Source organism: Litorimonas cladophorae, from assembly GCF_014652455.1.
GTDB classification, from domain to species: Bacteria; Pseudomonadota; Alphaproteobacteria; order Caulobacterales; family Maricaulaceae; genus Litorimonas; species Litorimonas cladophorae.
Genome location: NZ_BMYV01000002.1, coordinates 643,861 through 656,514, shown reverse-complemented (window position 1 = coordinate 656,514; position 12,654 = coordinate 643,861). Strand labels below are relative to the sequence as shown.

Sequence of the window (12,654 nt, the reverse complement as noted above, 5' to 3'; positions counted from 1 at the left end):
CCCACATATCACATGAGAACAGTCTTGTGGAATAATTTGCAACATTTTGTTGGCTGTCACGTAGACACCATATGGATATTACTCACAAAAATTCGTATCTCGACTTTGCCCGGCAACTCTTAAATCTTTTAGCGGCTCCCCTGATCTGGGTTTGCTCTTCGCTAGGTTTTTTCATGGACTCTGCACGCAGTCCGTCGGAGTTTTCAGATTTGTCGGAGAACTTGCTTGTTCCCTATACCCTCGCCTTCTCGATTTGGCTGCCGATATTCATCGGAATACTGATCTACGCGGTCGTCCAAATGATGGGCACGAATAAGACACGTGAGGTCTTTCGTACAACAGGGTGGTGGGTCGCGGCTGGCTTGTGGGGGATTGTGTTGTGGGGGCTGGTAACTTCATTTGCCCCGAGTTCAGTTGTCGAACTTTTGGCGACTCTCATTTTCATACCCTCCATGATCGCGCTTGTAATTTCGATGGTGCGTTTGACCCACCGCAGGAAAGCTCTCGACACCATGGAGAAACTTTTCGTTCTCACGCCCATTAGTCTGATCGCGGGATGGTGCTCTATTGCCGTGTTTGTCGGTTTGAATGGATTGATTTGGAGCTATGTTGAAACACTGGGCTGGAGTGCGACAGGGACCGCCCTTTCGGTTCTAGGACTGGCACTCTGGTGGGTGATTTTCGTTCTGCGCCAAGGCGCGGCAAATATGATCTACGCCTTCCCTGTCGTTTGGGGACTGGGCTTTCTCGCGCTTCGGCATTTTGGCGCTGGCGGATCGACTTGGATCAGTAGCGTTGCCGTAATTGGCATCCTAGCTGTGATCTTGGCGGCCACTCTCAGGTCCGAAGCGCCGACAAAACACAAGGTCTAGCCGAAAACGTCCGGATCTTTGCGCAAAGGGTCGGGGCCGTAGCGATTTCCACCCACGGTGCCGGGAAATATAAACCAAATTATATTCACCAGTCCCGCAATATTGCCAACAACTGGTAAAACGCCAAGAATTCTGAAAACGAGCACGAGCCAACCAGATTGCCCCAAATCGTGAAAGCGTCTAATTTCCAGCATAATTTGCGGTAGGAAGTTTCCGATCGCAAAAAAGACCCCCAACGTCAAAGCTAGGTTTCCGCTGATCCCCAACTGAACGCCAAAATCGGGCGTGCCACCTTCTGCGGCATTCTTGATCATTTGATACCAGTCAGAAAAGCCATCTGACATGTACACAACGGTCGCGAGAACACCGTAGATAATAAGCTGAAATAGTAAAACCCACCAATAAGCCGAACGCTGGGCGCGACCATCTGCGTTGGTGTAATTCCGATAATAGCTTCGAACTGCTGTACCAAAATCAAGCATTATTCAAATACCTTCGTGTCATAGCCAAATGGGTCCGCTCCATATGCGTTGGGACCAACATCGCCGGGAAAAGCAAACCAAATCATTTGCGCAAACCAAGTCAGGCCAACAACAGCATTTAGGATCACGAAAACGAGCACTAACCATCCCGTTTGTCCAAGATCATGGAAACGGCGAGCCGCAATTGACAGGTTGGGTACAATGTTCACCAAATAAAACACCAACCAAGCGACGAGAACACCTAACGAAGCCTCTGAAAACTCGTCACCCTCCGCTGCGCCAAAATCTATTGTGGCCAAGAATGCCACAATCAAGCCCGTGTGCAAGATGGCTCGCATTAGGAAGGGCCACCAAAACTCCGCACGCGAGGCCCGACCCTGAAAATTGAAAAAATTACGATAGTATAATCCGACAGCTTCGCCAAACCCTAGCATTTGCAAGCCTCATTGCGACGGTCGCTTCTACCCGAAGACATCATAATTGCCCTCATTCTTTGGATTGGCGCCGTATCTATTTGGACCGTGCTGACTGTCTGTACACAGAAAAACCAACATTACGACGACATAAATCAGAATAGCCAAACCAGCAATTAGCATTAAACTCCCGGCAGCGGCGAAACCCGAATTCCCGCCTGAGCCTCCACCTAAGGACACAGCCATCATCAGACCCGCAAAGAGGGCTACAAAGAATAGAGCGAGATAAAAACCGCCAATCCACCAACCTGTTCGACCGATATCGTGCAGCCGTCGAAAGGTCACCGCGAGACCTGGGAAAAAGATGGCCAGATTAAAGGCCGTCGAGAGCGGCCCAGAAGCATCTGTTCCCATCCCCATCAAGGCCTCAATGATGGCGATAACGATTGCCACCAAAATCGTGGCTAGAATCCAGTACCAATATTCAGATCGTCGAGCTCGCCCGCGAAATCCAAAAAATTGCGTGAGTACGGATTTCACTGCATCGATCATGTTCATGGTATTTGTCCTATAAATTCTCCGCCCGAGAGGGGCGCGACCGAAGCGCGAGCCTTACACTCCACCACCAAATCGTTCCGTCCACGCCGTCACGTCATCATCTTCAATTTTAGTAAATAGAACCGGCGGTGCAGTTATCGCATGACCATGTGGCAGAGCGTCTAACAAATCTACCGTGTCGCCAAATTTCCAGCTTCGGCGATCTTCAGGTATTCCCATCGCTGCCAAAATTTTATCGGCGGCGTCTGGGATGATGGGTTGAGCCAATATGCCAAAGAGTGCGACGAGATTTAGACCTGTTCGTACGCCCATAGCCGCCTGATCGACATCTGTTTTATAATGCGTCCAAGGTGCAGCTTGAGTAAGATATTCATTGCCTGCGGCCCAAATGGCACGCGTTTCTGCCATGGCTTTCCTGAACTCACGCGCTTCATAATAAGAAATAAGCCTTGGCAGACGTTCTGAAAGGTCAGCTTCGATCCAAGACTCTGCCTCGGTTTTGGCCCCACCAGCAGGGACAGCACCGTCAAATTTTTTCACGCAATAGCTCGTGATACGGTTGACGAAGTTCCCTAGTACATTGGCGAGATCTGAGTTTACGCTTGCTTGAAACTCCTCCCAGGTGAAAGCCGCGTCAGAGCCTTCTGGCGCATTCGCCATAAGATGCCAGCGCCAGTAGTCCGAAGGTGCAATATCGACAGCTTGATCCATGAATACGCCACGCTTTTGACTTGTCGAAAACTTGCCGCCGTACCAGGTTACCCAGTTAAAGGCCTTAAGCTCATCCACCAGCTTCCACGGCTGCTGGCTTCCCATGATTGTCGTCGGAAATGACAGTGTGTGGAACGCAACGTTGTCCTTACCCATAAATTGAACGTACCGCGTATCATCCGCCCCCTTATCAGTCCGCCAGTAAGGCTCCCAATCGGTTCCATTTTTTTCGGCCCAATCTTGGGTCGCGCCAATATAAGCAATGGGCGCATCAAACCAAACATAGAAGACTTTCCCGTCAAAACCATCACGAACGTTTCCGTCGCTACCTACAACAGGAATACCCCACTCTAGATCCCGCGTTATCGACCGATCTCGCAATCCCTCATCCAGCCACTTCATCGCGATGGATGTCGTGAGTGCAGGCCAATCTTCGCGATGTGTTTCGACCCATTCCCGCAAGCGCCCGCTCATTTCCGATTGTTTTAGATAGAGATGGTTGGTGTCTCGGATTTCAACATCTTTGCTGCCAGAAACGGCGCTGTAAGGTTCGATCAAGTCGACGGGGTCCAAGAGCTTGCCGCAATTATCGCATTGATCGCCACGCGCTTTCTCAAATGCGCAATTCGGGCAGGTCCCTTCGACATAGCGGTCAGGCAAATAGCGGCCGTCTGTTACAGAATAGACCTGTTTCGAACTCCGTTCTTCAATAAATCCGTTTTCCTCCAGCGCGAGCGCAAAAGCTTGTGTCAGGCGCTGGGTACTCTCCGAACTTGATCGTCCGAAATAGTCATAAGACAACTTAAACGCAGCGCCTGCATTGGCTTGTGCGTCGTGCATCTGGTCGCAATAGTCAGAGACCGTAAGTCCGGCCTCCGCGGCGGCAAGCTCTGCCGGTGTCCCATGCTCATCTGTCGCGCATATATAAAGCACATCATGCCCGAGCAGGCGCATCACGCGGCTGTAGACGTCTGCGGGTAGCATTGATCCGGCCAAATTTCCTAAATGTTTGACCCCGTTGATGTAGGGAAGCGCGGAAGTGACGAGAATGCGTTGGGGTGTAGATGTAGACATAGCGCGCCTTCTACCTGCCATACGCCCGCATTCAAGTAGAATTGACGCGGATTACGTCGAACATACGCATTGTGAGAGGAGTGACAAAGCCGCGTTTTTCTACATGAAACCAAGCGTATTTCACATTGAGACAAAAAACCTGCAGTTTCATATGATAAGCGACTTGCCAGACCATAAAACACCCGCTAAACGCCCGCCACACCAGACAGTGCCCCTATAGCTCAGCTGGTAGAGCACCTGATTTGTAATCAGGGGGTCCGCGGTTCGAGTCCGTGTGGGGGCACCATTTTTACTAATTAATTCAATAACTTACGTGAAGATAAATACTTCGCATGCGAACCGTCCGACGGCCGTCCGACGCCCCCGTTGTTCGAGGTCAGGTCAGTATCGGTTATCCGCCCATAGCCACATGAAGCTAAATGAGGTGGAAAAGCAAGTTGATGAGCACCACAGAAAGACACTCGATTACGAGACACTGGCATAGCTGCTTGACTAATGTGTTATGACAACCAGTTAAACCTGCAACCACAAAGGGCAGTTTAATGAAAGAGTCTACAGCTAAGCATCGCAATCCGCCAAAAGTCGTCCCGACAGAACTTGCTGAACGACTGTTCACATGCGAAAAGTGCGGCTCGGAGCAGCCAATTGATTGGTTTGCCAAACAGCCAAGACCTGCGGAGTCGATTGCCAGTAACGTATCGGTTGGGTTTTGGATTCCCATATCTTTCTCCAACAAGTGTGCATGCGCGCATTTAAATCACATCGTGATAGAAAGGAAAGACACCTTGGGACGGATGGTCATTTCCGCAGATGAATCGTTTAGGCAATTGGATTACATTTATATGTTTCTATATGCAGGTTGTGGGATTGCTGGAGATAAACGAGCTGGTATCCAGTCTAAAATTAACGCTCTTGAGAAACGCTTGGCGAGGGACAGCGGCGGACTGCTGACATCTTTTCACGCAAAAAGTATAATGTCTGGAAAAAGTTGGCCTAAGGCTACACGGGCCATGCGTCTTAAATACATCCGCGATATGTGCAAGATTGCTAACTCTAAGTATGTATTAAGGTTCGTGACGACGGGTTCTCTTTACACAACCAGAGCTACAGCCAAAGAGATGAAGCTCCTTCGCGACAGGGTTTTTTCAGCATACACAATCCGGACGCTAGAGCGATGCACGAATGGTGGAGTTGCGCCTACCTTTGCTTTTGATCAAGCACAGAATGGCAGCAAGAATGGCTGGGCTGAAGAATGTATGATCGGCATTAGGAGATCCCCCCTTTTTATATGGTTTACCCGAGGAGCGCATATACCAGCAATCGAGCATGTAGCACCAGGCAGCACAATTGAAAGCAAGCTTGCCGACTGCCTAGCGTTTGTGACTGCGCGCGAATTTGATTGCCGTATTTCTGGGAAAAATATTGATGTTGATACTCAGTGGTACGGTTATTCGCAATTTTCTGGATTCAACAGCCAAGCGGACCTTATCTTCAATGACGGCGTAGGTTTTCCTTGGCGGCATGTGTTTGGCATGAAAGCCAAGCGATAGGCGAACAACCAAATAATCTGACGTAAAACCGTCCGACGAAACAAAACAGAATTAAACAGAGTAAGACGGAACAAAACAGAGTATAACCCCGCTAAGCCATTGAAATTACGTCCATTCGTCCAGATTTGTAATCAGGGGGTCCGCGGTTCGAGTTCGTGTGGGGGCACCATTTTGCTATCATAGCAAGTTGCGTAAGTCTCGGAAAATCCCTCTTTCCTGTACTTTCCACACGGTAACTCGCGCGATTTGCCTCACTTCTTGCCTTACAAAAGGCTGCACAGGAGATGGCAGGATGAAAGCAATTAGACGGCCCGACCAATACCTACGATTACGGGGCGATATATGGCATTACGTGCGGCGAGTACCCAAGGCAGTCAGTCATATAGACGACCGCACTTTGATATACCGCTCCCTTGAGGCTTTGTCACGTTAATGCCAGTTTTCAGTCATTCGGCTAAGTTCTAGCGATGAAAACATCAATCTACACCCGGCACCGCTTCCACCCGGACATTATCCGCCGCGCCGTTTGGATGTATTTTCGGTTCAATCTGAGCTTCCGAGACATCGAGGAGCTTCTGATCGAGCGCGGTATTGATGTTTCCTATGAAACAATAAGAAGGTGGGTTGATAAGTTTGGATCCACTTATGCCAAGCGGATAAAGTTACGAGCTGGAATCCCTTCACCTGTTTGGCATTTAGATGAAGTATACACTAGGATTAACGGGAAGATGACATATCTCTGGCGAACCGTGGATGACGAAGGGACTGTGCTCGACATTGTTGTCCAGCGACGGCGAAATACGAAAGCAGCGCTGCGTTTGCTGCGGAAACTTCTAAAAAACCAAGGTATAAAACTCACAAGAATAGTGACTGATAGACTTGGGTCGTACGGTGCAGCGCTTAAGCTGCTAGGGATGAAACATCTACAAGACGTTGGAGGCCGAAAGAGTAATCCCGCCGAATGTTCACATGTCCCCATCAGACGAAGAGAACGAAAATCACAAAGGTTCAGGTCAGTTATGAATGCTCAAAAATGCTCTCAGCCCATAGCCAAATCTATAACCTCTTCAATCATCGACGTCACCTCATCTCAAGAAATACACTTCGAAAGTTCCGGTCTCAAGCAGATACATAATGGAATTTGGTCACGGCACCAGTTTGCGCGTAAGAGGTCAGCTAAGGAAAAATGACGGCAGGTTCAGTTAATGTGACAAAACCGTCAAATCTACAATCTCTTCAATTTTCGACGCCATCTCATTTCAAGAAGCAATCTTCGCAAGTTCAGAGATAGAGCCAATTCAGAGTGAAATTTAGCTACGGCAGCAATCTACCCGCAAAAGTGCAGAATACGGAAAAACTCGCATAACACCTTTAACCTGACAAAGCCCCTTGGCGGCACCCTCGAAGACGATTTATTCTAACGCCGCACGCCCAAATACTGTTTTTGCGTCCCATATAACGGTCTTCTTAAACACAACTTTGTTCATTATTAACGCGCTAAGCACAGCCAAAATAAGCGTTATGGCCATTAGGTGTATATAGTGCAGATTGATGTTCTGCGCCTCACCCATCGGGTTTGTGGCATAAAAGTAAAACCCAACGCCCAAAATGACGCCCAAAATGACGGATCGCGCATCAACGTTTTTGAAAAGCAATCCGACGATAAAAGCTGACAAAATCGGCATGGAAAGCAAGCCATAGAGTTGCTGCACCGTATTAATGATACTCTGTTCGGGGTTGTTGAAAATTGGGATCATCGCAAACGCCATCAAGACCATCACAATAGACACCCAAAATGAAAGGCGCTTCACGTTAGGTTTTTTGCTGAAATAGGCCTCATGGATATCGCAAACCCATAAGGCGGCCGAAGCGTTTAAGATCGAATTAAATGTGGTTAAAACCGCTGCCGCGATTGCTGCCGCGAAAGCGCCTGACAAATAACTTGGCAAGAGGTCACCTACAATTTGGCCATAGGCGGCATCACCAATATCTCCATATAATTTATATGAAACAATGCCCGGCAAGACTATAATCGGCGGTACAACAAGCAGACGAATAGCCGCCGCAGCCAATATGCCTTTTTGAGCCTCTTTCACATTCGGCGACGCCATTGCCCTTTGAGTGATCGTTTGGTTAGTTGACCAATAAAACATCTGAATAAATATCATACCGGTAAATAGCGTCGCAAATGGTATGTCTGAGTCTGGCGCTCCGATTAACGTTAAGCGTTCCTTTGGGATACCAGTGAAATCGAAATTGATTGCATTTAACGCAATTAGGGTAACCGCTATGGCCAAAGACAATAGCAACACTCCAGAGAATGTGTCTGAGACAGCAACCGCCCGTAACCCACCAAAGATCGCATAAGCTGAACCTACAATGGCGAAGATTGCCGCGATGATATAAATGTTTACATCTATTCCAAACATGCTCTGCATGAAAAGGGCGCCGCCATATAGAATTGCGGGCAGGAAGATGAAGATATTCCCGAGAAGGAACAGGACTGAAATCAAAGCACGGATGTGTTTATTATTATATCTTTTCTCCAACAACTCAGTCGTGGTCGTGCAATTATATTTATAATACACAGGGATAAACACAAAACACAGCATCATGAGACCCACTACAGCTGCGAGTTCCCACCACGCCAGCAGCGCCATCTGATTGCCGTTCATTCCGACAAGCTGGTCAGTAGATAAGTTTGTGAGTGTTATTGAGCCAGCCACAAAGTACCATTTCAACGAGCCGCCTGCGAGGAAGTATTCTTGTTCGCCATTCTCGCTATGTCGCGCACCTCGGCAATACCAATAGGTCACCAGCCCGATCAGGGCGGTTATCGCTAAAAATACGATGACTTGAATGTTTTGCAGTTCCATAGGTTCCCCTTGCTCGGTTCAGTCCGTGCTTACGTATTTTATTTTTTTATTATTTGAATTTCGCCAGTGTCGTAATCTGAATGTAGGACATATGGTCCAAACTCACGACGTCTTTGTCCACCTTCAACTGGAAAAGTTTCGAGGTCGGATTTTTTTGCGACCTCGCCCAGTAATCTTATCATCGCTTCATCATCAGGCCAGCCTGCAAGATACCAGATATTCGCTTTCACAATCAAAACGGCATTGCCGTCTTCCGTTTTTTCCGTGACCTCTTCTGATGTTTCGATAAATTCACGCCAAGAGGCTATTCCCCCACCATCTTTGAGAGGCAAAACGACACTTGGCCTCAGTGTCTCAACAGACTTTACCTTACAGGCAAACCCAGGAACGTTTGGAGGCAAGGTTTCAGGAATATTGAAATCTGGCGTTTTCGACCCAAAACGAGGCCCCATTAAAACTTGCCCTGAAAATTTAGAGACAGCTTTTTTTAGTTCAGGCGACCACGTAAATAATCCTGGAATACAGACTAACCTCCTTTCACCAAAATCGGTGGTACTTGGAGGCAGAATGTCCACGGACAGGCCTAACCTTCTTAGTCCGCGATAAACATCGTAAACGAGTTTAAAATAGTCAAAAGTCAGCCCTTGTGGTTGGGTGTCCCATGCCCATGCAGACTCATAATCAAACACAAGTCCAACAGGTGCGGTCTGTAGGTTTATATCCGATATTTCAGACAGTTCTGAAACAAAATTCCGAACGTCTTGCGCGCCATCAGCCCACTCATTATCCGATCGCTTTAAACCCGCATGCATTTGCTCCTGTGCAAAGGGTGCCTGGCGCCAACGAAAATAGCTTACAACCTCGGCGCCATGTGCGACCGCCTCCCATGTCCATAGATTGACCATGCCTGGCAACGGAGCAGGATTGAATGGCGCCCAGTTTACTGGCCCTGGCTGCTGCTCCATGACCCACCAACGCCCCTTGCCTACGGCGCGATACAGATCGTGATGAAAAGCCTGAAAATCTGGGTCTCCCTGTCGCATGTATTTGTGCTTGAAGTCGTCGTCCTGATCTGAGCGGTCTTCAAGGAAGCCTAGCGGGTAACTATCCCAGCTTGCGATATCTAGGTCCTTACCGACGTCAAAATGATCAAACTCGGTAATTCTGCCCATATAATTATGAATTAGCGGTTTTTCAGAAAAGCGGCGTAAAACCTCACACTGGGCACGATTGAAACGTACAACTTGATCAGAGCTAAAACGTCTAAAATCCAGAACATGAGAAGGATTAGCTTCAGTTACGGTTAAATTTGGCAAGTCGATTTGCGTAAAATCACTATATTCCATTGACCAAAAGATATTGCCCCATGCTTTGTTGAGAGCATCAGCCGTCTGATATTTTTCTTTCAACCAACTCCGGAATGCCAAGGCAGCTGCAGGACTATAGGAAACAATAGTCTCGTGACATCCATATTCATTATCTGTCTGCCAAGCCCGAACATATGAGTTGTCACCATACCGTTCTCCAAGTAATTCGGTAATCCGAACACTTTCTCCGCGATAACCGTCATGCGAAAAACAATAATGTCGCCGCGATCCAAATTTTCGTGGCCGTCCATTGACGTCAAATGCGATCATATCTGGATGCTTATCAAGCATCCATCGAGGAGGTGTAGCTGTAGGTGTTCCCATAACGACCTTTAGTCCGGCTTCGCCTAAAACAGAGACCGCACGATCTAACCACTCCCACTCAAAATGCCCCGGCCTGGGTTCAATTTTACTCCATGCAAATTCACCAATCCGAACCCAATCGAGGCCAAGTTCACGCATCTCGCGCGCGTCAGTTTCCCACGAGGTCTCGGGCCAATGTTCAGGATAGTAGCAAACGCCGAGTTCGGGTCTCATTGCGCGACTTTCTCAAAGACAAACAAATAGGATGAGAAATCACCCTTCGCCATATAACGAACATTTTCGTTGACTTGGCCCGTAGCAACGTAGGGCAAAGGCATGCCGCTTTGCATTAGCGCATCACCAGCATACCGAACGCCATCCTCCACGAGAGTATAATCAGCATTCGGGTTTAATCCGACCATACGCGCGCGTCGGAAGGGTAGGTTTGGGGCGGCAAGAATATGGAAATAGGCCAAATAGACTTTCGTTTCATCTCGGGTGGTATATTGCCAACAGACCTCAGTGTCAGTTTTAATCAGCCGATCAAAACGTCCGCCAACCATATCTTCGGCGGAGTTTTTGGCAAATTGCATGAGATTTTGGAGCTGATCTTTGTTCTCCTCAATGTCAGTCTCATTCAAGGAAATCCCCCGAGCCGCACAGAATGCGCCGGCGTTAAACCGCGTATCGATAGAACTTTTCCGACCATTTTGATGATTAGGTGACGGACCAATATAAGCGGCCGTCACGTCGAGGGGAAAGAGATACGAACAGCCGTTGATAATCTCCAATCGACCGATGGGGTCGCACATATCGCTCGTCCAGTTTTGCGCCATAAAGCTAAGCATTCCGAGGTCAAATCGGTTCCCTCCACTTGCGCAATTTTCGAACAAGATATCTGGATATTTCTTGGTCAGCCGTTTGAGCAAATCATATAAACCAATCATATACCTGTGAGAGACTTCCCTCTGCCGATTTTTAGGTAGTCCAGCCGAACCAACCTCCGTCATGTTTCGGTTCATGTCCCATTTTACGTAATCAATATCCCCGCAAGATAGGATGTTGTCTATCTGTCCATATAGATAATCAATGACTTCTGGCCGTGACAAATCGAGCGTCAATTGATTCCTTCCCAAAGACGGCTTGCGCCCGGGAACGTGAAGAATCCAGTCAGGGTGATTTTTAAACAATTGGCTTTTCGGGTTGACCATTTCAGGTTCAAACCAAATTCCGAATTTCAACCCTTTGGCTTTCACTTTGGCGGCGAGAGCCGGAATACCGCTTGGAAAACGTTTCTTATCTGCGGTCCAATCGCCCAAGGATGAAGTATCATCACGGCGTCCTTCAAACCATCCATCATCGAGCACGAGCATATCTACGCCGATATCCTTTGCCTTATCCGCGAGATGAAGAACTTTGGTCTCATCAACATCAAAATATGCGGCTTCCCACGTATTTAAATATGTCGGACGAGGCTTGTGTCGGAAACGTTCAGGAGAAACTTTATCACGGACGAATTCGTGCCAGATGTGACTCATGCTCCGTAGGCCTTTATCTGCATAAACATGCAGAGCTTCAGGTGTGCAGAATTTTTTACCAGGCTTTAGACGCCAATGAAAATTATACGGGTTTATCCCAGCGAGAAGACGTACATCTTCGAACTCGCCCTTTTCAACGGAGAGAGCGAAATTGCCACTATACATCAATGTCGTTGCATGCACCCGTCCATGCTCCTCAGTCGCACCCTTTTGTACGATTGCGATAAATGGATTATGCGCGGCGCTAGAGGTTCCCCGTGCGCTGTCCACGACAAAGCGACCTTTTGGAACGTCAATACGCTCTTCATTAAATTCCCTTGACCATGTGCCATGCAAATGAAGAATTTCGTAGTCTTGCGGAGGAAGATCTAAGGCCGAGCTAAATGCATGCTGCAGCTGTATCTCTTTATCGCCTTTGTTTTTCAGTTTGGTGGAACGCACAAGAACGCCATAATCTTGATAAATCGTATAATGAAGTTCGACCTCTAGCTTGTGCAGAACATCCTCAAGCGTGACGATCAAAGTTTCACTGTCGCCACCACGCGCGGAGGGGAGCTTTTTCAGCCGTGGTTTATCCGTAACAATTTTATGCTTCTTATAATGTAGGGAAAAGACAGTATTTCCGTCAGAGTTTCTACCATGCAAAGCAGGAAAACGGAAATCGGATGTCCCAAAACTCGGATATTCTTGCGGAGTATCTGACAGACTAAAATATGGTCCACCTTGAAAGTTAGTGGCCACTTCTCTTTGTGTTCGTAAATGATGGGTCGCGACTTTTAGTGGATCACGCAAGGAGCCCCCATAGTGGAGATGTTCCAAAATCCCTTCTGGAGACACGCGGAAAACATATGAGAAATATGAATTCGTCAAAGCAAATATGTTGTTTTCAGAAACGGTTATCAAGGCAAGC

The 12,654-nt window shown here is 47.9% G+C and carries 9 protein-coding genes, 1 tRNA gene and 1 pseudogene; 4 read left to right on the top strand and 7 right to left on the bottom strand.

Annotation, left to right across the window (positions count from 1 at the left end; genetic code table 11):
• The first annotated feature begins 71 nt into the window (after positions 1-71).
• Positions 72-872, top strand: a complete 801-nt coding sequence (locus tag IE073_RS10760; protein WP_505744192.1) for a TspO-related membrane protein — start codon at positions 72-74, stop codon at positions 870-872.
• Here IE073_RS10760 and IE073_RS10755 read toward each other — a convergent pair.
• The 4 genes from IE073_RS10755 to metG are packed head-to-tail and all read right to left on the bottom strand — an operon-like array spanning position 869 to position 4,110.
• Entirely contained in the window at positions 869-1,354 is a 486-nt protein-coding gene (locus tag IE073_RS10755) for a DUF805 domain-containing protein (protein ID WP_189585523.1), read from the bottom strand. The genes IE073_RS10760 and IE073_RS10755 overlap by 4 nt on opposite strands.
• The gene (locus IE073_RS10750; RefSeq protein ID WP_189585520.1) at positions 1,354-1,788 is read right to left on the bottom strand and encodes a DUF805 domain-containing protein; all 435 of its coding nucleotides are present in this window, start codon (positions 1,786-1,788) and stop codon (positions 1,354-1,356) included. The genes IE073_RS10755 and IE073_RS10750 overlap by 1 nt, the downstream gene beginning before the upstream one ends.
• A gap of 27 nt (positions 1,789-1,815) precedes the next feature.
• On the bottom strand, positions 1,816-2,325 hold the full coding sequence (locus IE073_RS10745) for a DUF805 domain-containing protein (protein WP_189585517.1): 510 nt from the start codon (positions 2,323-2,325) through the stop codon (positions 1,816-1,818).
• A gap of 54 nt (positions 2,326-2,379) precedes the next feature.
• The gene (gene metG, locus IE073_RS10740) at positions 2,380-4,110 is read right to left on the bottom strand and encodes a methionine--tRNA ligase (protein WP_189585514.1); all 1,731 of its coding nucleotides are present in this window, start codon (positions 4,108-4,110) and stop codon (positions 2,380-2,382) included.
• A gap of 210 nt (positions 4,111-4,320) precedes the next feature.
• Here metG and IE073_RS10735 point away from each other — a divergent pair.
• From IE073_RS10735 to IE073_RS10725, 3 genes and pseudogenes are all read left to right on the top strand, one after another.
• Positions 4,321-4,396, top strand: a tRNA-Thr gene (locus IE073_RS10735).
• A gap of 256 nt (positions 4,397-4,652) precedes the next feature.
• The gene (locus tag IE073_RS10730; protein ID WP_189585511.1) at positions 4,653-5,660 is read left to right on the top strand and encodes a hypothetical protein; all 1,008 of its coding nucleotides are present in this window, start codon (positions 4,653-4,655) and stop codon (positions 5,658-5,660) included.
• Between the two features lie 467 nt (positions 5,661-6,127).
• A pseudogene (locus IE073_RS10725) lies at positions 6,128-6,795 on the top strand (IS6 family transposase).
• A 277-nt stretch (positions 6,796-7,072) separates the two neighbouring features.
• Here IE073_RS10725 and IE073_RS10720 read toward each other — a convergent pair.
• From IE073_RS10720 to IE073_RS10710, 3 genes are read right to left on the bottom strand one after another with little or no spacing between them, the layout of a single operon-like run.
• Positions 7,073-8,536 carry an SLC5 family protein gene (locus IE073_RS10720; protein WP_189585508.1) on the bottom strand — a complete coding sequence of 488 codons (1,464 nt, stop codon included), beginning with the start codon at positions 8,534-8,536 and terminating at the stop codon, positions 7,073-7,075.
• A gap of 38 nt (positions 8,537-8,574) precedes the next feature.
• On the bottom strand, positions 8,575-10,440 hold the full coding sequence (locus tag IE073_RS10715; RefSeq protein ID WP_189585505.1) for a beta-galactosidase: 1,866 nt from the start codon (positions 10,438-10,440) through the stop codon (positions 8,575-8,577).
• Positions 10,437-12,647 (bottom strand): alpha-galactosidase, encoded by a 2,211-nt coding sequence (locus tag IE073_RS10710; protein ID WP_233350016.1) that lies wholly within the window; start codon positions 12,645-12,647, stop codon positions 10,437-10,439. The genes IE073_RS10715 and IE073_RS10710 overlap by 4 nt, the downstream gene beginning before the upstream one ends.
• Between the last annotated feature and the right edge of the window lie 7 nt (positions 12,648-12,654).